Annotated in this window: 21 protein-coding genes; 8 read left to right on the top strand and 13 right to left on the bottom strand. The window is 70.5% G+C overall.

The window, feature by feature from the left end:
* Positions 1 to 57 precede the first annotated feature (57 nt).
* Together ACFWYW_RS41440 and ACFWYW_RS41435 are read right to left on the bottom strand one after the other, a co-directional pair.
* Positions 58 to 2,343 (bottom strand): DPP IV N-terminal domain-containing protein, encoded by a 2,286-nt coding sequence (locus tag ACFWYW_RS41440; protein WP_379612721.1) that lies wholly within the window; start codon positions 2,341 to 2,343, stop codon positions 58 to 60.
* Between the two features lie 155 nt (positions 2,344 to 2,498).
* Entirely contained in the window at positions 2,499 to 3,434 is a 936-nt protein-coding gene (locus ACFWYW_RS41435; RefSeq protein WP_379612722.1) for an AraC family transcriptional regulator, read from the bottom strand.
* 89 nt (positions 3,435 to 3,523) lie between these two features.
* Here ACFWYW_RS41435 and ACFWYW_RS41430 point away from each other — a divergent pair, with 89 nt between their 5' ends.
* Complete coding sequence (locus tag ACFWYW_RS41430) at positions 3,524 to 5,167, top strand: alcohol dehydrogenase catalytic domain-containing protein (protein ID WP_379612723.1); 1,644 nt, start codon at positions 3,524 to 3,526, stop codon at positions 5,165 to 5,167.
* Positions 5,168 to 5,170: 3 nt separating this feature from the next.
* Here ACFWYW_RS41430 and ACFWYW_RS41425 read toward each other — a convergent pair whose 3' ends face one another.
* A complete protein-coding gene (locus tag ACFWYW_RS41425; RefSeq protein ID WP_379612724.1) occupies positions 5,171 to 6,397 on the bottom strand; it encodes an RICIN domain-containing protein in 1,227 nt (408 codons plus the stop codon).
* A gap of 48 nt (positions 6,398 to 6,445) precedes the next feature.
* Entirely contained in the window at positions 6,446 to 7,330 is an 885-nt protein-coding gene (locus ACFWYW_RS41420) for a helix-turn-helix domain-containing protein (RefSeq protein ID WP_379612725.1), read from the bottom strand.
* Positions 7,331 to 7,406: 76 nt separating this feature from the next.
* Between ACFWYW_RS41420 and ACFWYW_RS41415 the strand changes: the two genes are divergently transcribed.
* Positions 7,407 to 8,198 carry an alpha/beta fold hydrolase gene (locus ACFWYW_RS41415; protein WP_379612726.1) on the top strand — a complete coding sequence of 264 codons (792 nt, stop codon included), beginning with the start codon at positions 7,407 to 7,409 and terminating at the stop codon, positions 8,196 to 8,198.
* On the opposite strand, the gene ACFWYW_RS41410 is transcribed toward ACFWYW_RS41415, so the two are convergent.
* On the bottom strand, positions 8,186 to 8,677 hold the full coding sequence (locus ACFWYW_RS41410) for a cupin domain-containing protein (RefSeq protein WP_379612727.1): 492 nt from the start codon (positions 8,675 to 8,677) through the stop codon (positions 8,186 to 8,188). The two genes, ACFWYW_RS41415 and ACFWYW_RS41410, sit on opposite strands and share 13 nt — an antisense overlap.
* A 2-nt stretch (positions 8,678 to 8,679) precedes the next feature.
* Positions 8,680 to 9,468 (bottom strand): alpha/beta fold hydrolase, encoded by a 789-nt coding sequence (locus tag ACFWYW_RS41405; RefSeq protein ID WP_379612728.1) that lies wholly within the window; start codon positions 9,466 to 9,468, stop codon positions 8,680 to 8,682.
* A 108-nt stretch (positions 9,469 to 9,576) separates the two neighbouring features.
* Here ACFWYW_RS41405 and ACFWYW_RS41400 point away from each other — a divergent pair, with 108 nt between their 5' ends.
* A complete protein-coding gene (locus ACFWYW_RS41400; RefSeq protein ID WP_379612729.1) occupies positions 9,577 to 10,086 on the top strand; it encodes a MarR family winged helix-turn-helix transcriptional regulator in 510 nt (169 codons plus the stop codon).
* 203 nt (positions 10,087 to 10,289) lie between these two features.
* The gene (locus tag ACFWYW_RS41395) at positions 10,290 to 12,065 is read left to right on the top strand and encodes a discoidin domain-containing protein (RefSeq protein ID WP_379612730.1); all 1,776 of its coding nucleotides are present in this window, start codon (positions 10,290 to 10,292) and stop codon (positions 12,063 to 12,065) included.
* A gap of 70 nt (positions 12,066 to 12,135) precedes the next feature.
* On the opposite strand, the gene ACFWYW_RS41390 is transcribed toward ACFWYW_RS41395, so the two are convergent.
* From ACFWYW_RS41390 to ACFWYW_RS41365, 6 genes are all read right to left on the bottom strand, one after another.
* Positions 12,136 to 13,344, bottom strand: a complete 1,209-nt coding sequence (locus ACFWYW_RS41390; RefSeq protein WP_379641249.1) for a cytochrome P450 — start codon at positions 13,342 to 13,344, stop codon at positions 12,136 to 12,138.
* 30 nt (positions 13,345 to 13,374) lie between these two features.
* A complete protein-coding gene (locus tag ACFWYW_RS41385; RefSeq protein WP_379610910.1) occupies positions 13,375 to 14,136 on the bottom strand; it encodes an ABC transporter permease in 762 nt (253 codons plus the stop codon).
* Positions 14,133 to 14,954 carry an ABC transporter ATP-binding protein gene (locus ACFWYW_RS41380; RefSeq protein WP_379610908.1) on the bottom strand — a complete coding sequence of 274 codons (822 nt, stop codon included), beginning with the start codon at positions 14,952 to 14,954 and terminating at the stop codon, positions 14,133 to 14,135. The genes ACFWYW_RS41385 and ACFWYW_RS41380 overlap by 4 nt, the downstream gene beginning before the upstream one ends.
* Before the next feature lie 137 nt (positions 14,955 to 15,091).
* A complete protein-coding gene (locus ACFWYW_RS41375) occupies positions 15,092 to 15,664 on the bottom strand; it encodes a TetR/AcrR family transcriptional regulator (RefSeq protein ID WP_379610907.1) in 573 nt (190 codons plus the stop codon).
* 28 nt (positions 15,665 to 15,692) lie between these two features.
* On the bottom strand, positions 15,693 to 15,839 hold the full coding sequence (locus ACFWYW_RS41370; RefSeq protein ID WP_379610906.1) for a hypothetical protein: 147 nt from the start codon (positions 15,837 to 15,839) through the stop codon (positions 15,693 to 15,695).
* Between the two features lie 20 nt (positions 15,840 to 15,859).
* Complete coding sequence (locus tag ACFWYW_RS41365; RefSeq protein ID WP_379610905.1) at positions 15,860 to 16,420, bottom strand: TetR/AcrR family transcriptional regulator; 561 nt, start codon at positions 16,418 to 16,420, stop codon at positions 15,860 to 15,862.
* A 178-nt stretch (positions 16,421 to 16,598) separates the two neighbouring features.
* Here ACFWYW_RS41365 and ACFWYW_RS41360 point away from each other — a divergent pair, with 178 nt between their 5' ends.
* The 4 genes from ACFWYW_RS41360 to ACFWYW_RS41345 are packed head-to-tail and all read left to right on the top strand — an operon-like array spanning position 16,599 to position 18,973.
* On the top strand, positions 16,599 to 17,579 hold the full coding sequence (locus tag ACFWYW_RS41360) for an alpha/beta hydrolase (RefSeq protein ID WP_379611137.1): 981 nt from the start codon (positions 16,599 to 16,601) through the stop codon (positions 17,577 to 17,579).
* Positions 17,580 to 17,592: 13 nt separating this feature from the next.
* A complete protein-coding gene (locus ACFWYW_RS41355; RefSeq protein WP_379610904.1) occupies positions 17,593 to 18,441 on the top strand; it encodes a class I SAM-dependent methyltransferase in 849 nt (282 codons plus the stop codon).
* Positions 18,438 to 18,569: an aldehyde dehydrogenase family protein gene (locus tag ACFWYW_RS41350; protein ID WP_379610903.1), complete on the top strand. Its 132-nt coding sequence runs from the start codon at positions 18,438 to 18,440 to the stop codon at positions 18,567 to 18,569. Before ACFWYW_RS41355 ends, ACFWYW_RS41350 begins: the two co-directional genes overlap by 4 nt.
* 41 nt (positions 18,570 to 18,610) lie before the next feature.
* Positions 18,611 to 18,973, top strand: coding sequence for a hypothetical protein (locus ACFWYW_RS41345; RefSeq protein WP_379610902.1), 363 nt, complete (start codon positions 18,611 to 18,613; stop codon positions 18,971 to 18,973).
* Positions 18,974 to 18,996: 23 nt separating this feature from the next.
* Here ACFWYW_RS41345 and ACFWYW_RS41340 read toward each other — a convergent pair whose 3' ends face one another.
* Complete coding sequence (locus ACFWYW_RS41340) at positions 18,997 to 19,983, bottom strand: YdcF family protein (protein WP_379610901.1); 987 nt, start codon at positions 19,981 to 19,983, stop codon at positions 18,997 to 18,999.
* Positions 19,984 to 19,991 lie beyond the last annotated feature (8 nt).

Here is a 19,991-nt window from a genome sequence, read left to right as displayed (position 1 = left end):
TCGACATGCTGTGACGGCGCGCCCCGGGCGGTCCCCCGGCCGCCCGGGACGGCCGGGTCATCCGACGAACATCTCCGCGATGCGCTCCTCGTCGAGCACCGAGGGAGCGAGCCGGTACGCCGGCGGCTCCACCTCGAGCAGGTGACGGACGAAGTAGTCGAACAGCTTCCTGAACATGTAGTGCTCGTAGCCCAGGTAGAGGTGCTCGGCGCCGGGGATGATCAGCAGGTCGACGTCCTTGTCGTGGGCGATGAGCCGGTCGACGAAGCGCAGCGTCTGCTCCGGCAGGACCTTGGTGTCCACGCCGCCCTGGATGAGCAGCAGCTTGCCCTGCAGGCGGGCCGCGGACTCGGCGTTGGAGGACAGCGCGTAGTCCACCTCGCCCACCGGGCCGTCGTAGGTCTCCGCCCAGCCCTGCTGGTAGGTCAGGCTGTCGTGGTTGCCGGAGCGGGAGACGCCGACCTTGTAGAACTCGGGGTGGTCGAGCATCGCCCGCGCGGTCTGGTAGCCGCCGCCGGAGATGCCGGTGATGCCCACCTTGTCGATGTCCATCCACGGCCGGCTCCGGGCCAGCTCCGTGATCGCGGCCACGTGGTCTTCCATGCCGCCGGCACTCTTGTAGTTCCGGTAGGAGTGGTCGTGGAAGGCCTTGTCGCGGCCCGGAGTGCCGCGGCCCTCCATGCCGACCACGACGAAGCCGAGCGCGGCCAGCGCCTCGGCCTCGTACCCGAACGGGCCCGGGTCGAACGTCGGGAGCACGCGCAGGACCTGCGGACCCGGATAGGCCACGTCGATGACCGGGTAGCACTTGTTCGGGTCGAAGTCGTGCGGCTTGTAGAGCACGCCGAAGACGTCGGTGAGGCCGTCGGCGGCCTTGGCGCGGAAGCGCTCGGGGGCGCTCCAGCCGGTGGCCTGCAGCGCGGAGATGTCGGCCCGCTCCAGCTCGACGCGGACGGCCCCGTCCCAGCCGCGCACGGTGATCACCGGCGGCGTGCTCGTGGTGGAGGCGTTGTCGACGAAGTAGCGGCCGTCGGCCGAGACGCTCACCACGTGGTGGAGGGCGTCGTCGGTGATCCGGGTGAACCCGCCGCCGTCCAGCCCCGCCTTGCAGACCGAGCGGCGGTAGGGGTCCTCGGAGATCAGCCCGCTCGCGGTGAAGTAGACGGTACGGCTCGCCTCGTCGACGTGCAGGATCTCCTGGACGGCCCAGCCGCCGGAGGTCACCTGGTTGCGGAGCTCGCCGGTCTTGGTGTCGTACAGGTAGAGGTGGCCCCAGCCGTCGCGCTGGGAGTACCACAGCACCTCGGCCCCGCCGTTGATCACCTTGATGATGGGGAAGAAGTTGAGCGCCGTCTGGGTGGGCTCCACGCGGGTGGGACCGGTCTCGGTGATCAGGGTGGTCACCTCGCCGGTGACCGGGTCCATGCGCTTGAGCTTCAGGGTGCGTACGTCACGGGACTGGCTCAGGTAGTAGACGGCCGAGCTGTCCTCCGCCCAGAAGGCCCAGCGCACCACCATCGGCGAGATGATCGTCATCAGCACCGGCTCGTCCTGCGCCTTCACGACCTGGCCGCTGTTCACGTCGACCACGGTCATCTCGGCGGTCGGAATGCGCTTGTCCCCGGGCAGGGCCAGCCGCTGCGGCTGCAGGCCGGGGCGGCCGCCGCCGCGCGGCCAGTTGTCGATCAGGTGCGCCAGGCCGATGCCCGACTGGTCGGTGCGGTGGCTCAGCACCTTGGTTGCATCGGGTGACCAGGCGGCGCAGATCGGGTTCTCCGGCAGGCCGATCGCCGTCATGAGGTTGTCGTACTGGAAGTAGTCGGGGCTCACGCCGTACTCGTGGCCGGCGTCGCCGTCGGTGGTCAGCGGCCGGGTCTGGTTGTCGGCGATCCGGCGCAGCCCGAGGTTGGGCCCGTCGCGGTAGACGGTGTACTGCCCGTCGGGCGAGACGGCCTCGATCGGGTTGACGGCCGGCGGGGCCGGCGTCTCCTGCGCCTCGTAGGTGTCGAGTGACACCTGCCAGGTCTTGTCGAACGCGGCGAAGTAGACGGAGTCGCCGACCAGCGCGATGGCCATGAAGGGCAGCTTGGCGGCGCTCACCTCGTGGCCGGAGGCCGTCTCCAGGGCCTTGGCGAGCCGCTCGTGGTCGAAGGCGGGGCGCCGGGTGCCCGCCTCCGGGTCCACGACGAGGAACTGCCGCCGGGTGGCGGTGCTCGACCGGTACCAGAAGCGGGCCCCGTCACCGAGCCAGTTCGGCACGACCCTGTCGCCGAAGACGATCTTGCTCCGGTTGTGCATCAGGAGCTTTTCGGCGGTCTTGTAAGGGGAGTCGCTCAGTCGCATGGAGTCTCCTTTCGACGGCCGGACCGGCCGTTCGATGTGTACGACGTTCACTATACGCACAACGTACGCAGTGCGTACACCGTTCCGTTCGCGAATGTCGTACGCACAGGAGACTCATGTGCGCGGGAGCTCCAGGTGACGCCGGACGGTCGTGGTCAGCGAGCGGGCGGCGGGCAGCCCAGGCGGCGGTATTTGCCGGGGGCCATGCCGTAGCGGCGCTTGAAGGCGTTGGAGAAGGCGTACTCGGAGCTGTAGCCGACCGCGGTGGCGATCTCGCTCAGCGCGGCGTCCCTGTCACGCAGCATCCGGGCGGCCGTGCCCAGCCGCCACCAGGTCAGGTAGGTCAGCGGCGGCTGTCCGACGAGCTGGGCGAACCGGCGGGAGAACGCCGCGCGGGACAGGCCCGCGCGGCGGCCGAGCGATTCGACGGTCCACGGGCCGGCGGGGTGACGGTGGATGCCGTCCAGCGCGGCGCTGATGGCGGGGTCGGCCAGCGCCGCGGCCCAGCCGGTCGCGCAGTGCTCCGTCGAGAAGTCGAACCAGGCTCGCAGAATGTACAGGAGCAGGGTGTCCAGCAGCGCCGACACCACCAGGTCGGCGCCCGGACGTGGGGTGTCCATCTCCTTGCCGAGCAGGTCGACGGCGGCGCGCAGGTCGGTGTTGTGGCCCAGCCTGGCGGGCAGGTGGATCATCTCGGGCAGGTCTCTGAGCAGCGGATGGGCCCGGCTGGGGTCGAGCCGGTAGCCGCCGCAGAGCGTCACCGTCGTGGGCCCGGCGCCTTCCATGGTGGCCGAGGCGAACAGCTCGGCGTCGGCGTAGGGGTCGCAGTCGGGCTCGGCGACGGGCGTGGTGAGCGAGTCGGCCAGCGTGTAGCCGTGGCCGTGCGGGAAGAACAGCACGTCGCCGGTTCCGGCCGGGATCGGTTCGCCCTCCGGCGGGATCGCCCAGCATGAGCCCTTCAGGATCACCTGGAAACCAGCCGAGCCGGGCGCCGACGGGAACCGCTGCCCCCAGGGCGCCGGCCACTCGACCCGCGCCGAGCGCGGCACGCCGATGCGCATGGAGGCGATCACGTCGCTCAGGACGTCCATGGCGGCAGTCTAACCCGAGAGACGATCGCGTATCTCTCGCAGACGGCAGGGCATTGGGCGGCTCCTCTGTGCGCCCTAGCGTGGACGTCATGACAAGAATTCTGGTCAGCGGGGCCACCGGCACGATCGGCCGTCCGCTGGTGAGCCGGCTTCGGGACGCGGGCGCCGACGTGCGCACGGTGACGAGAGAACTGACCGACCCGGTCGCGCTGGCGGCGGCGCTCGATGGTGTGGACGCGGTGTTCCTGCTGTGGCCGTTCGCGTCGGCCGAGGGTGCTCGTGAGGTGCTGGAGCTGGTCGGGGCGCGGCGGGTGGTGTACCTGTCCTCGGCCGCCGCCCGGCCGTACGAGGTGGAGATCGAGCGGCTGGTCGCCGCGACCGCGCGGGAGTGGACGGTGCTGCGCCCGCACGCGTTCGCGGCCAACACGTTGCGGTGGGCCGAGCAGGTTCGTGCGGGCTTCGTGCGGCAGCCGTACGGGGAGGCGGGCTTTTCTCCCGTGCACGAGCGGGACGTCGCGGCCGTCGCGGTACGGGCGCTGCTCGGCGAGGGCCACCACGGCGCGGTCTACACGCTGACCGGGCCCCGGCCACTGACCCAGCGGGAACAGGCGGCGGCGATCGGCACCGCGATCGGGCGGCCGGTGCGCTGGGAGGAGGAGCCTCCGCAGGAGGCGCGGCGACGACTGCTCGGGCTGGGATGGCCCGCGCCGGCCGTGGACGGGATGCTGAGCGCGCTCGCCGCGCCCGGCCCGGACCCCACCGGCACCGTGGAGGAGGTCACGGGCGTGCCCGCGAGCACGTTCGAGACCTGGGCGAGCGAGCACGCCGCGGACTTCCTCGCCCCCATGCGGGCCGCCCGCATCCACGAGTACGGCGACGCCTCGGTGATCTCGCTGGACGAGGTGCCGGTGCCGCGGCCGGGCCCCGGTGAGGTGCTCATCCGGGTGGCCGCCACCTCCTTCAACCCGTCGGAGATCGGGCTGCGGACGGGGCTGCTGCATGACACGCTCGGCATCACGCTGCCGCACACGCTCGGCTGGGACGTCGCGGGGACCGTCATCACCGGCGCGGGCGGCCTGTCCCCCGGCGACCGGGTGATCGGGCTGATCGGCGGGGCGGCGGCCGAGTACGCGGTCGCCACGGCGGACCTGCTGGTCAGGGCGCCCGAGCGGATCCCGCTGGCGGACGCGGCGGCCGTCCCGGTGGCCGGGCTCACCGCGTGGCAGGCGGTCTTCGAGCATGCCCGCGTCGGGCCCGGCAGCCGGGTGCTGATCAACGGGGCCGGTGGCGGGGTCGGGATGTTCGCCGTGCAGCTGGCCAAGCACGCGGGGGCGTACGTGGTGGCCACCGCGAGCCCGCGCAGCGCCGCAGCGGTGCTCGCGCTGGGCGCCGACGAGGTCGTCGACTACACCGCGGCTCCCCTGCCGTCCGGCAACGACGTGCTGATCAATCTGGTGGCCGAACCGCCCGCCTCGGTGACGCGGCTCGCCGGGGCGTTCGTGTCGATCACCCGGCCGATCGACCATCCGCGCGCCGTTCACTTCGTGGCCCGCAACGATCCGGGCCAGCTCGCCGAACTGGTGGCGCTGATCGACAAGGGCGTGGTGGACGTCGAGGTGGACGCCCGGCCACCGGCGGCGCTGGCGGACCTGCACCGAGCGGCCGAGCGCGGGAATATCCGGGGAAAGGTCACGGTGCGCATGAATGGCACCGAGAGAGCGCGTTCTCAATAAGTGTCAACGCGCCCATCGCTGATTGGCGCCGCCCGAGCAGTCCCAGATCTGCAGCCGGGTGCCGTTGGCCGAGCTCGCTCCGGTCGCGTCGAGACACTTGTTCGCCTGAGGGTTGACGATCTGGCCGGTGCCGGAGTTGAAGGTCCATCGCTGGGCGCCGGTGCCGTTGCAGTCATAGAGCTGCACCTGTGTGCCGTTGGCGGTGCCGGCGGCGGTGACGTCCATGCACTTGCCGAGCGCCCGCACGGACCCGTCGCCGTTCCACGTCCAGTTCTGGGCGGCGGAGCCGTTGCAGTCCCAGAGCTGCACGGCCGTGCCGTTGGCGGGGTTGGCGCCCGCCACGTCGACGCACTTGCCGCCGACGCCGGTGATCTGGCCGCCGCCGCCCGCGGGCGGGGCGTAGACGCGGACGTAGTCGACCGTCATCGTCTGCGGGAACGTGGTGGTGGCGTCGGGGTAGCCGGGCCAGTGGCCGCCGACGGCGACGTTCATGATCATGAAGAACGGGTGGTCGAAGACCCAGCGGTTGCCGCCGAGGCTGGCAGGCGTGCGCCGCTGGTACTCGTTGCCGTCGACGTACCAGATGATGAGGTTCGGCGACCAGTCGACGGTGAAGGTGTGGAAGGCGTCGGCGAACGCGCCGCTGATCGAGTACGCGGCGCCGATGCCCGCGCCGCCGGAGTAGCCGGGACCGTGGATGGTGCCGTGAACGGTGCTGGGTTCGCGGCCGATGTTCTCCATGATGTCGATCTCGCCGCTGTTGGGCCAGCCAACCGAGCCGATGTCGTTGCCGAGCATCCAGAACGCCGGCCAGATGCCCTGGCCGCGGGGCACCTTCAGGCGCGCTTCGAACCGGCCGTAGGCCCGGGTGAAGGTGGCGGCGGTCAGTAATCGGGCCGAGGTGTACTGGCAGGTCCCGTAGTGGCACTGGTAGTTGGCGGGGTTCTCCCGGCGGGCGGTGATCACGAGGTTGCCGCCGCCGTCCAGGGCGGCGTTGCGGGTGCTGCCGGTGTAGTACTGCTGCTCGTTGTTGCCCCAGCCGCTGCCGCCGATGTCGAAGCGCCACTTCGACTGGTCCACGGCGCCGCCGGCGGATCCGTTGAACTCGTCGGACCAGACCAGCGGGCCGGGGGCGGGTGCGGCGGTGGCGGTCGCGCTCGCGGCCACGGGGGCCATGGGGGTCAGCGGCGCGAGGAGGGTGGTGAGGGCGGCGCCGATGGCGAGCGACATTCTCCAACGGGGGGTGTGATCCATTCGGTTTTCCTCACAGAAATGGATTTACCCGAGACTGTCCGGCACGACAAGCCCGCTGTCAAGAGAGCGCTCTCTTGCGGTGAATTTCGTCGGCCAGGCGAGGTCGTCGACCGCCAGGAACGCCTCGCCGGCCACGCTCGCCGGGGTCACCCCGGTGAACCCCATGACGTCCCGGTGCAGGTGGGACTGGTCGGCGTAACCCATCTCCGCCGCGACCCCGGCCGCGCCCTCACCCGCGACCAGCCGGTGGGCGGCGTGGTCGAAGCGGACCAGTGTGGCGGCGCGCTTGGGCGGCAGCCCGATCTGCTCCCGGAACCGCGACCACAACCGCTTACGGCTCCACCCGACCTCGGCCGCCAGCCCGTCGATCCGCGCCAGGCCACGCCCGGCGACGATCCGCCGCCAGGCCCGAGCCACCTCCGGATCCACGCCCGCCCCCGCCTCGTACCGGCGGGCGAGCAGCGCCTCCGTCAAGGCGAAGCGGTCATCCCAGGAGGGGACCTCGCCCAGCCGCTCGAGCAGCCGCGCGGCCTCCCGCCCCCACAGGTCGCTCAGGGCCACGGCGGCGCCGTCCAGCTCAGCCGGGGAAACGCCCAGAACCGCGCGGGCCACCAGCGGAGACAGCCGCACCTGCACACATTCGACGTTCTCGCCCCGCGCCCAGGCCGTGCCTCCGGTGCCGAACCCGGGCCCGGCGGCGATGCTTCCCCCCTGCCGCCCGGCGGCGTGGTCCAGGACCGGCGCGCCGCTCCCGAACTCCAGCAGCAACGTCACGGCGGGGTGCGGGACCATCCGGAGCGCGTCCAGGTCACCGACCCGGAAACCGGCCATGGTGACGCCGGCCACGCGGCCGGGCCGCCGCGGGACCGCGACCTCCCACGTGGCCGCACCGTGTACGAACGTCCGCACGGCCCCATGCTACGGCGGCCCGGTGGGGGAACATTCGTCCAAGACAGCGCCACGCATCGGCGGCGACAGTGAGCGCATGACTGTTTCCCTTGACGACGGCGACCTCCACGTGTGCCAGGACGGCCCTCGCGACGCCCCCGCGCTTCTGCTCATTCACGGTTCCGCGTCCTCGTCCCGCTCGTGGGACTGGCTGGTTCCGCTGCTGACCGGATCCCATCACGTGATCCGGATCGACCTGCTCGGCCACGGCCGATCGGCCAAACCGGACGACGTCAGCTACGCGAGCGCCGACCAGGCCCGCCGGGCCGGGGCGGCCCTGGACCGGCTCGGCGTCGGGCACGCCGTCGTGGCCGGTCACTCCAGCGGCGGCGTGGTCGCCACCGCTCTGGCCGAACAGCGTCCGGACCTGGTGAACGCGCTCGCGCTCATCAACACCGGCCCCGGCCTGGGCGCCTTCATCGCATCGGAGTCCGCCGCCATCAGCCCCACGCCGTGGCCGCCGGCCGACGAGCAGATCCGCCGGTTCGCGAGCACCGGCTTCAGCCGCCCGGGTTACGAGGTCCCCCGGGAACTTCTGGACGAGGTACGCGCCATGACGTACCACTCGCTCGTCGCGACGATGCGGGCGACGACCGAATACCTGCACGAGCGGGCTCTCCCGGAACGGCTGGCGCCCCTCGGCAAGCCGCTCCTGGTGATCTTCGGCGAGGACGACCGCAGATGGCGATCCGCGTCCGCGGCCGACTACCGCCTCGTCCCGGGCGCGAAGGTCGAGATGCTGCCCGGTCTCGGGCACTCGCCCATCCTGGAGGACCCGGCGCGGACCGCCGCCGTCCTGCTGTCCTTCACCGCCGGTCAGAGGAAGTAGCTGTCGTGGTGGATGAGGAACTCGGCGCGTTCGGCGTCGGTGAGGCCGGCGACCTGGGTGATCCCCTCGAAGTACTCCTCGCGGGGCGCGCCGGGGGCGAACAGCATCAGCATGGACGCGGGCTCCCCCGACTCGTTGCGGAAGGCGTGTAGCCCGCCGACGGGGACGTAGAGGTAGTCGCCGGGGACGGCGTCGATCCAGCGTTCGCCGTCGAACAGCCGCATGGTGCCGGACAGGATGAAGAACGACTCCGACATCGCCTTGTGGAAGTGGGTGCTGGGCCCGCCGAACCGCGGCCCCATGTCCACCCGGTACAGGCCGTACTCCCCTCCGGTGGAGACGTTGGTGGACAGGTAGTGGTATGTGGTCTCGCCGCCGGTGCCCGCTCCCGAGACGAAGTCGGGCGCGGCGGCGGACGACCGGAACTGGGCGTTGACCTCGCCCTGGTCGCCGAAGTAGCGGGGGTCGGGGTAGGACATGGTTACTTCTCCTCGGTAAGGAAGCCGCGGGTGAGCTCGGCCAGCCCGCTGGGGTCGGCAAACCAGTCCATGTGGCCCTGCCCCCGCACCTCGATCAGGCGGCTGCCGGCGATGGCCCGGTGCAGTTGCCGCGAGCCCTCCATCGGGATCATGGCGTCGTCGCCGAACCCGATGACCAGGGTGGGGGCGGTGATGGCGGGCAGCAGGTCCCGGATGTCCACGCGCGCCCCGAGCTCGATCTGGCGGCCCATCCCGGCGGGCGGCCACGCGTCGGCCTGGGAGGCGGCGAGCCCGTCGTGGCCGAAGGAGTCCAGTGCCGCCGCGCTGAATCCGGTCAGGGCGGAGAACCGCTTGAACAGGTCCCGGTCGGTCTCCAGCAGCCTGCGCCAGGTCTCGAAGTAGAAGGCGTCGCGGGGTCCGGTCGAATGCGCCCATCCGCCGGCCAGCACCAGCCTGCGTACCAGCTCGGGCCTGGTCGCGGCGACGGACGCGGCGGCGACCGCGCCCAGGGAGAAGCCGAGCAGGTCCACGGGGCCGTCCGCGGCGGCCTCGACGGACGCGGCGACCTGGGCGGCGATCAGCTCGACGGTCAGCTCCGAGCCGTCTTCCTCGGTCTGCCCGCTGCCGCTGAAGTTGGGGCGGATCACCGTGTGGGTGTCCGCGAAGTACGGCACGACGTTGCCGAAGACCTTTTCGGCGTCACCGCCGGTCCCGTGCACCAGGGCCAGGCCCGGCCCGTCGCCGTCCACCTCGTAGTGGACCTTGGCACCCCGGATGGAGGTGAAAGGCATGTGAATCAACCCCTGAGAAAGGCGATACCTGATAAGATGAGCGCTAAGATAATGAGCAGTTATGTGAGTGTCAAGTAGATGAGCGCTCGCCTATTTGGAGGAGTCGTCATGGCCGACGCGGTGGACGCGGTACTGGAGCAGTGGCGCCGGGAGCGTCCCGACATCGACATCTGGCCGGTCGGCATCGTCGGCCGGCTCATGCGGCTGTCGCGCATGTGGGACATGTCGATCAAGGAAGTGCTGGCCAGGCACGGTCTCGAACCCGGCGAGTTCGACGTCCTGTCGACGCTGCGGCGCTCGGGCGAGCCGTACGAGCTGACCGCGGGAACCTTCCTCAAGGTCTCCCTGGTCACCACCGGAGCGATCACCCTGCGCGTGGACAAGATGCAGGACAAGGGCCTGGTCACCCGGGTACGCGACACCGCCGACCGCCGCTCGGTCAAGATCCGCCTCACCCCGCACGGCCTGGAGGTCATCGACCGGGTGCTCCCCGAGCACATCGCCAACCAGGCCCGGCTGCTCCAGTCGCTGGACGAGGAGCACCGCGAGCAGTTCGCCGCGATCATGTCCGGCCTGCTGCGGTCCTACGGCGACACCCCGTCCACCGCCACCCCTTAACCGCCCGTCTTTATTCTGGACTCCATAGATACTCTCCAACAGGGCTTGCGACAACGCGTCAGAAGACGGGATGATCCCGACATGAGGCGCCGTGTTCGGAGCTATATCCTCTGGAGTCCATCAATAGTGAGCAGCAACCATGGGTGGGCAGCGCCCGCGGCCCTTCAGATCTCCCCTCGACGTCTCGCCGTGAAGGAATGCCCATGCGCGTCTTAACCCCTCCCCTGGCCGTGGCCGTGGCTCTGGCAGGACTGCTCGCCGCCACCACTCCCGCCACCGCCGACCGGGGATCCAAGCCCAGCTACCGCCTCGACTGCGACGGCCGCACCTGCACCGTGGTCGCCACCGCCAAGTCCCGGCCGCACCGCGTGCAGGAGTTCGTCACCACCGTCAGAAGCGGTGAGCAGGTCTGGGCACGAGACACCCTCTACAGCCGGGACGGGCGCGTACGCAGCCGCCCCTTCACCCTTCCCGAGCAGGACATCACGGTCGACGTCTCCGTCACCTCCCTGCCCGAGAACCACGTGGGCACGCCGCTCCGGCTGATGGCGTGGAACCTCTTCGTCGGCGGCACGTTCGACCGCAAGGAGACGACCGGCGAGAACCTCACCCAAATGATCGACTACATGAACGAGGTCAACCCCGACGTCTTCTTCGTGGTCGAGGGATACGGGTCCGGGCAGAAGATCCTCGACGGGCTCAACGCCGGGCGGCCGTCGAACGACCGGTACTCCGGGGTGCAGCTCACCCAGCCGCAGGACTACAGCGTCAACGGCGACAACCTGTGGCTCTACACCAAGCTCAAGATCGAGAAGGTCTACCCCCGCTACGCCGACGCCGACATCTCCTCCTTCAACCTCGGCGGCGCCCGCCTCGGCCTGCCCAACGGCAAACACGTCCACGCGTTCAGCCTGTGGACCTGGCACGACGGCTGGGCGTACGGCGACACCCATGACGCGGCCGTGCAGAACACCCACGGCCTGCCCCGCACCAAGACCACCGAGCAGATCCTGGAGGGCGACCACTTCCGCCGGGTCGCGATGGGCAGGGCCATCCTCGAGAAGGCCATCCCGTCCTTCATCGGCGACGACGACGCCCCCGTCCTCATGGGCGGCGACCTCAACGCGCAGTCGCACCTGGACTGGTCCGAGCAGTTCGCCGGCGCTCCCGGTCACGGCGGGGTGGTGCTGCCCTGGCCGTACACCAAGCAGTACAGCGACGCAGGTTTCCTCGACACCTTCCGCTACGCCAACCCCGACGCCGGACGCCACCCCGGCCGCACGTGGAGCCCGTTCCACGGCATGGGCGCCATTCCCGGCCGCATCGACTACGTCTTCGCCCGCGGCAAGGACGTCCGCGTCCTGGGCTCCCGCGCCGACGTCGACCGCCTCCCCCGCCACCAGCAGTCGCCGCTCAACCGGCCCTACCCCTTCTACTCCGACCACGGCTCCGTCATCACCGACATCCTGATCCGCGGCAAGGGCAGGGGACCCGACCGGGCGCCCGTCACCGAACAGCCCGGCAAGGGACGCGACATCTGGCCCGCGGCACCCGCCGGCCGCCGCGTCCCGCCCGCCGAGCTCACCGCCACCGCCAGCACGTTCAAGCCCGGGATCGGCGATCCGTCGAGGGCCGTCGACGGCAACCTGACCACCGACTTCCACTCCGACTACCCCGTGGTGCCGCCGCAGCCGCACACCATCACCGTCGACCTCGGCCGCGTCAGGACGCTGTCCGCCGTACGCTTCCAGCCCAAGCTCCGGGTCAACATGAACGGCACCATCCTTGAAGGCATGGTGCAGGTGAGCGACGACGGCGTCACCTTCAGGGACGTCAAGCGGGTCACGTGGCCCCGGATGACCGCGCCCAACGACGTCGCGCTCGACGGCGTCTCGGCCCGCTACATCAGGCTGCGCAGCGACTACAGCCTCGGCGGCGCCTCCGCCCTGGCCGAGATCATCCCCTACGAGACCGCCTGACACCCCCGTCCCCGAGGTCAGAGCCCGCCGCCCTCGTCCGGAGCGGCGGCGGGCCGCCGTGCAGGCCCGGTCACGCGTCCCAGGTGACCGGGAGGCTCTTGACGCCGTAGATGTCCGCGCTCTCCGGACGCAGCGCGACCTCGTCAGCCGGTACGGCCAGCCGTAGCGAGGGAAAGCGGTTGACCAGCGCGGGCAGGGCGACGCGGAGCTCCACGCGGGCCAGCTGCTGCCCCAGGCACTGGTGGATGCCGTGGCTGAAGGCCAGGTGCCCGCCCTCCTGCCTGCGCAGGTCGAGCGCGTGGGGGTCGGTGAAGCGCTCGGGGTCCCGGTTGGCGGTGGCGTACGACAGGATGAGCGTCGCTCCGGCCTTGATGCTCTGGCCGCCCAGCTCGACGTCCTCCAGCGCGACCCGCATGAACTGCTTGGCCACGCTCAGGTATCGCAGCAGTTCCTCCACCGCGCTGTCGGCGAGTTCGGGGTCGGCGCGCAGCGCGGCCAGCTGCTCCGGGTTCCGCAGCAGCGCGAAGGTGCCCAGGGCCAGCATGTTCGCGGTGGTGTCGAACCCGGCCGACAGCAGGATCAGGGCGATGCCCTTCAGCTCCTCGTCGGTCAGGTCGCTGTCGAGCAGGTCGCTCAGCACGTCGTCGGTGGGGTTGGCGCGCTTGGCGGCCACCAGCTCCGCGAGGTACTGCTGGGTCTCGACGTAGGCCGCGATCAGCTCCTCGTCGCCGACCTCCCCGCCGAGGAACTTGTCGATGTTCTCCTGAAAGGAGTCCCGGTCCGCGTACGGCACGCCCAGCAGTTCGCAGATGATGACGGCCGGGATCGGCTTGGCGAACGCGGTGACCAGGTCCGCCGTGGTTCCGGCCTGCTCCATGGCGTCCAGGTGCTCGGCGGTGACCTGCTCGACCCGCTCGGTGAGCTGCCGCATCCGCCGTACCGTGAACTTGCCCACGAGCGGCTTGCGATACCGGCTGTGCTGCGGATCGTCCATCAGCAGAAACTCACCCGGCGGCGCCGGAGGAACCTCGATGTCGCCGAAGTCGATGGTCGGGTGATGGCGCATCAGCTCCTTGCGCGAGCTGAACCGCTGGTCCGCCAGCACCGACCGGACCAGGTCGAACCCGGTGACCAGCCAGCCCTGATGCCCGTCGGGGAAGGAGTAGCGAGCAATGGGGCCGCGCTCGCGGATGTCGAGCAGTTCCTTGGGCGGGTCGAAGGGACAGCCGGGCCGGCGGGCCGTCGGCATCGTCGTGACGGTGTGGAGGGATTCACTCATGGCATTCCCATCTCGCGATGTTTTCCCTGGTCAGGCGATCTTGCGGCGGTAGGTGTTCATGGCGAAGCCGTAGGCGACGACGAGGATGCCCACGCACCAGCCGAGGGCGATCCAGATGTCGGTGCCGACCGGCTGTTCTGCGAGCAGGGCGCGGATGGCGTTGACGATGGAGGTGACCGGCTGGTGTTCGGCGAAGAAGCGGACCGGGCCGGGCATCGTGTTGGTGGGCACGAAGGCGGAGCTGAGGAAGGGCAGGAAGATGAGCGGGAAGGAGAACGCGCTCGCACCGTCCACGGTCTTGGCGGTGAGGCCGGGGATGATGGCGATCCAGGTCAGCGCCAGGGTGAACAGGATGAGGATGCCGGCGACCGCGAGCCAGGCGCCCACCGTGGCGCCGGAGCGGAAGCCCATGATCAGGGCGACGAGCAGGACGACCACGAGGGAGACCGAGTTGGCGACCAGCGAGGTCAGCACGTGCGCCCACAACACCGAGGAGCGGGCGGTCGGCATCGACTGGAAGCGCTCGAAGATGCCGCTCTTGATGTCGGTGAACAGGCGGAAGGCGGTGTAGGCGATGCCGGAGGCGACGGTGATGAGCAGGATGCCGGGCAGCATGTAGTTCACGTAGGAGTCGGAGCCGGTTTTGATCGCGCCGCCGAAGACGTAGACGAACATCAGCATCATGGCGATCGGCATGATCGCGGTGGTGACGATCGTGTCCGGGCTGCGGGTGATGTGGCGCAGGGATCGTCCCAGCAGGACGGTGGTGTCGCCGAGGAAGTGCTTGTTCATCGGGAGTCCTTGTTCTTCGTCTGGACGGACACGCGGTGCTTGGCGTCCTTGCCGTCGCTGCCGACCAGCGCGAGGAAGACGTCTTCGAGGGTGGGCTGCTTTTCGATGTACTCGACCTTGGCCGGCGGCAGCAGCTGCTTGAGCTCGGCCAGGGTGCCGTTGACGATGATCCGGCCCTGGTGCAGGATCGCGATCCGGTCGGCGAGCTGCTCGGCTTCGTCGAGGTACTGGGTGGTGAGCAGCACGGTGGTGCCGCCGGCGGCGAGTTCCTTGACGGCCTGCCACACCTCGAGGCGGGCCTCGGGGTCGAGCCCGGTCGTCGGCTCGTCCAGGAAGATGACCGGCGGGTTGCCGATGAGGCTCATCGCGATGTCCAGGCGGCGGCGCATGCCGCCGGAGTAGGTCGACACCTTGCGTCCGCCGGCCTCGGTCAGCGAGAAGCGGGCGAGCAGGTCGTCGGCGACCTTGCCCGGGTTCGCCAGGTGCCGCAGCTTGGCGACCAGCACCAGGTTCTCCCGGCCGCTGAGGATCTCGTCCACGGCGGCGAACTGGCCGGTGAGGGAGAAAGACTCCCGCACCTGCCCGGCCTGCTTGGCGACGTCGAAGCCGTGCACGTGCGCCGTGCCCCCGTCGGCCTTGAGCAGCGTGGACAGGATGCGCACGACCGTGGTCTTGCCCGCACCGTTCGAGCCGAGCAGGGCGAAGATGCTGCCCCGCACCACCTCGAAGTCCACACCGCGCAACACCTGGAGTTCCTTGTAGGCCTTCGTCAGGCCCTGGACGCGGATCGAGGGCCCTTGGGCCTGATGGACTGTCATCCGGATATCCGTTCTCTGATGTACGGGGGGAATGCGCCACGGCCGGCGCGCCAGCTACTCGGTGGCGCTAGCTACCGGTACAAAGTAACACCGACTACCGGTAGATAGCAACACCGAGTAGCCGGTCCATCAGGCTCTTAGTGGTCCCCGCGAGGGCGCAACGCGGCCAGTGCCGCCTCATACGCCAGGCGCTGGAGCCGTTCCTCGTCGCATCCGGCATCGGCGGCGACGAGGCCGTAGATGAGCGCCATGACGCCGTCGGCCATCGCGCGGACCTCGGGGTCGGGCAGCCCGGGGTGCGTTTCCGCGACCAGGTGGGCCCACTCCTCGCGCATCAGGCGCCGGCGGCGGGCCATGGGCCGCCGCGGGCCGGCGGGCAGGTTGCCCGCCTCGCGGGCCGCGACGATCATGAGGTGGGCGTCGGTGAGCGCCCGGCGTACGCGCTTGCCGACCAGCGCCCGCAGCAGGTGTTCCGGGGAACCGGCCTCCTGGTAGGCCTCGCGGATCTCGGCCTCGGCCCGTGCCGTGTCGGCCGCCACGATCGCCAGCAGCAGGTCGTCCTTGCCGGTGAAGTGGCGGTAGATCGCGGGTCCGGTGACGCCGGCCGCCGCGCCGATCTCGTCCATGCCGGTCGCGTGGTAACCCTGGGCGACGAACAGGCGTGCCGCCTGCCGGATGATCGGTTCACGCCTGTCGCCAGCGGGCTGCACCCGTTCCCCCTTCGTCCCGGCCAGAACCCTACTGTGGCCTGGTGGCCGCGTCCGCGCCGATCGCCACGCAGGCCGGCACGCACACCTCGCCGGAACGGTTGCTCCAGGCGTGCGGGGTGCCGCGCCGGATGAGGACGTCGCCCGCGACCAGTGCGACCCCGTTGGCGATGTCCATGCGGACTCCTATCTCGCGGATCAGCCGGGTTCCGCGCGACGCGGGCGTCCTGGCAGCAGGACGTCGAGCACCATGCCGGCGATCAGCCGGTGCAGCCGGTCGGTCTCCAGGCCGGTGCGGCCGGTCGCGAGCGTGAAGATCAGCCATTTCACGCCGGTCACCAGCGCGTGGGCCTCGTCCTTCGCCAGCTCCGGGCGGGCCTGGGCGAGCAGGCCCGTCCACAGCTCGTGGTTCAGCCGGGCGCGGCGCAGCAGCGGCTCGCTCGTCCCGGCGGGCAGGTTGCGCACCTCGCGGGCGGCGACGGCGGTCACCGGGCCGTCCTCCACGGCCTGGCACACCTGCACCCCGATGAGCCGGGCCAGCAGCTCGGCGGGCGTGCCGCCGTCGCGCCGAACCTGGGCGACATCGCTCTCCGACCGGTCGGCGCTCCGCTCGATCAGGGCCACCAGCACGGCGTTCTTGTCGGAGAAGTGCCGGTACACGGTCGGGCCCTTCACTCCTGCCGCGGCGCCGATCTCGCTGATGCTCGTGCCGTGGAAGCCGCGCTCGTGGAAGAGCCGCGCGGCCTCGCGAAGGATCACCGCGCGGCGATCTCCCGGCGGTCTTCCGCGCCGCGTGCGCTGTGCCAACAAGAGCTCCTTCCAGGTGATACGCAGTTAACCATCGATCACCAAAGTCCGCCAGATCCAAGGATGTTGCCGGAGAAGCCTGGCAGAGCTTGCCGATTAATGCTAATGATGGTTAAGTCCAAGATGCTAGCTGTTTCAGTTATGGCTGAAATATCAAGAAGGATGTGAAGACATGGCTCTTCAGCCGGAACACGTGACGTTCAACAGCCTCGGCACCCGCTGCGCGGCCGACCTGTATCTGCCGGAGCGGACTCCCGCGCCCGCCCTGGTGCTGGGCCACAGCGGCGTGATGGTGAAGGAGGCGCTGGCGTACTTCGCGCCCTACTTCGTGAGCGCGGGCTTCGCCGTCCTGGCCATCGACTACCGCACGGTCGGCTCCAGCGAGGGTGAGCCGCGCGGCCTGGACCACCCGGACCGGCAGGTCGACGACTTCCGCAGCGCCGTCTCCTACCTGCAGACCCGGCCGGAGGTAGAGCCCGAGCGGATCGGGCTGTGGGGGGTCAGCGTCGGCGGCTCCGTCGCCGTCCAGGCCGCCGTCCTGGACCGCCGGGTCAAGGCGGTGGTCGTGCAAAGCCCCAGCGTCTGGAACGGCTGGCGCTACCTGGAACGGCTGCTCGGCCGCGAAGGCGTGCACGCGATGCGCGAGCAGCTCGACCTGGACTGGCAACGCCGCCACGAGACGGGCGCCAGCCTGCGGGTGCCCCATCTGAGCCTGGACCACGACAGCGCCCGGCAGGCGCACGAGCTGTCGTCCACGCTGTACCCCACCTACCGCAACGAGAAGACGCTCGACTCCACCGAGCACCTGCTCACCTTCGCCCCGGAGAACCTCATCCACCGGCTCGCGCCGACACCCCTGCTCATGATCGCCAACGGCCACTACGACCCGTACCACGTGCTGGAGGAGGCGCAGAGCGCCTTCGACAAGGCCGGTGAGCCGAAGCGGCTGGAAATCCTGCCCTACGACGTGCTCGGCCTGTACACGGGGCCCGGCCTGGAGAAGGCGATGGAGCTGGCGGTCGGCTGGTTCGACCGCTACCTGCGCCAGACCCGGCTGCCGTCCGCCACCCCCGCGCCCACCGCGGACACCGTCGCCGCGATGCGGCAGTGAGAAAGGAAGGACCGTGCCCGGAATCAGCACCGCGGGCCTGGGCGGCATCGAGGAGACCTCGTTCATCACCCTGCACGCCCGCGCCGTGGACGCCGGCGCCGCCAGCCCCATCCTGGGCGACCCGTACGCCCAGAAGGTCGCCCAGTCCTTCGACTACGACTGGTCGCGCATCCAGCCAACCCCCAAACTCGAAGAGAAGGAACGGCTCAACGTCACCATCAGGGCCGTCCACTTCGACCGCTGGATCCGCGGATTCCTCACCCGCCACCCCAGCGCGATCGTCCTCGACCTCGGCTGCGGGCTCGACAGCCGCGGCTACCGGATCGGCCCGCCGCCCGAAGCCGACTGGTACGACGTGGACCTGCCCACGATGATCGCCCTGCGCGCCCAGGTGTACCAGGAGACCGCCAACATCCACATGCTGGCCACCTCACTCGACGACGAAGGCTGGCTGGAGGCGCTCCCGTCACACCGGCCGGTCATCGCGGTCATGGACGGGCTCTACCCGTGGATGACCCGGCCCACCTTCATCAGGCTCCTGCGCAGGATCACCGCCCACTTCGAGAGCGGCGAGATCCTCCTGCTGGGCTTCTCGAAACTCTCCTCCCGGATGATGCGCACCGTCGTCCCGGCCATCAAGACCATCGGCGTCCCCGTCAACGAGGGGTTCGACAACCCGCGCGAGGTGGAGCGCTGGAACCCGGACCTGAAACTGGCCGAGCAGGAACGCTTCATCAGCTCGCCCGAAGTGGCGAAGATGCCACGCGGCGAACAGATCCGCTGCGCCGTCATGCGGGCGATCCCCGGCCTGGCCAGGATGGACAAGGGGATGCTCAGATACACCTTCGGCCGGGCACCGTGAACATCAACGCCGGCACCCCTGCCGGCGGGTTCAAGCAGTCCGGCATGGGACGCGAACTCGGCAGGCAGGGCCCGGCCGAATACCTCGAAACCCGGTCGATCGCGGGCCGCGTCGCCCACGAACGATGACCCACCAGACCTTGGTCACCAACCGCGACAAGGAGATGTCCATGCGAGTCCCCCGCTCACCGTCCGCTCGCCCCAGCAGGTTCCTTCCCAGGGCCGCCGCCGTCGCGGCCCTCGCCACGGTCCTGACCACCACTGGTTTCGGAGTCGCCGGCGCCAGTACCCGAGACATCACGCTCGACCTGGCCTGCTGGGAGACCCCTCGCGCTTCCAGCACCCACGTCCGCATCTCGGGCTGCGTGAACCAGCGCCCCGGCCAGACCGAGTGGCGCATCGTCGGCAAGTGGTGCGGCCCCGGCCACAACTGCGACACGGTCCACGGCAACTGGGCCCCGTCCGGCGGGACCTCGACCGCCTATCACCCCGGCGGAAAGAACTTCACCGACTACACCTTCAACACCCGCTAGAGCGCCTGTGACCGCGTACCGGATCAGACGGATTTCCAGCACAACGTCGGGCCCAGGCAGACCGCGAGCGGACCGTCGTTGAGCTGGTCCGGGCCGAACAGGGCGGCGGCCACGACCGTCCTGGCCAGGGCTTCCTCGTCGTGCGCGGCCAGGCGCGCGAGCAGGCGGGCGTCCACGCCGTCGCTGGAGGCCACCGCCAGGCCCGCGGTCGGCAGCACGAGGTCGAGGATGCAGCGAACCCGGGCCGCGTGGTAGTCGGAGGTCACCACCACGACCCGCTTCGGGCGGTGCAGGGCGACGACCTCGCGCAGGTACAGGATGTCCTCGTAGGTGTGCTTGCTCTCCGTCACCGCGAGGATGTCCTGCGGCGGCACCCCGCGCTCGCTCAGGTGGTCGGCCAGGTAGCGCCAGTGGGGGTGGCCGGTGGTGTTGAAATGGGCGCCGAAGCCGCCGGTCAGCACCAGCCGCGCGCCGGCCAGCATGTGCCGCACCTCGATCGCCTTCGCCGCCCTGGCCCGCGCCATCGGGCTGAGGCCGCCGGCGTCGTCGTTGGTCGCGCCCAGGATGACGATCAGCGGCGGGCCGCCGCGCGGGCGGAAGGCCGGATGGTGCGCCGCCCTGGACGGCAGGCGCAGCCGGTTGACCCACGCCCGGAATTTCGGCCCGCGCATGGCCCGGCGCAGCCCCGCCAGTTCGCGGTAGGAGCCCTCCAGGCTGACCAGGCCGGACATGACCGCCCGGGTGCCCGTGACGCGCCGGCTCCACAGGTGCTCGATGACGCCGCCGTCGAAGCGGGCCACCGCGGTGGCCGCCGCCAGCACCCCCTCGCCGCAGCCCAGCAGGTCGTGCTCGGTGAACGTCAGGTAGAACGCCGCGGCGTCCTGGCCGGGCAGGTCCACGTGCACCTGCGTCGCGGCGGTTGCCGCGTCCTCGCGGGCGGCGCCCGCCTGGGAGAGCACGGAGGCGAGGTAGTCCCTGGTCCTCGACGCGGGGCGAGTGGCGAGCGGCATCGTGGCGG

The organism is Nonomuraea sp. NPDC059023 (genome assembly GCF_042740095.1).
Taxonomy (GTDB): domain Bacteria; phylum Actinomycetota; class Actinomycetes; order Streptosporangiales; family Streptosporangiaceae; genus Nonomuraea.
This window is presented reverse-complemented; position numbering and strand designations above follow the sequence as displayed.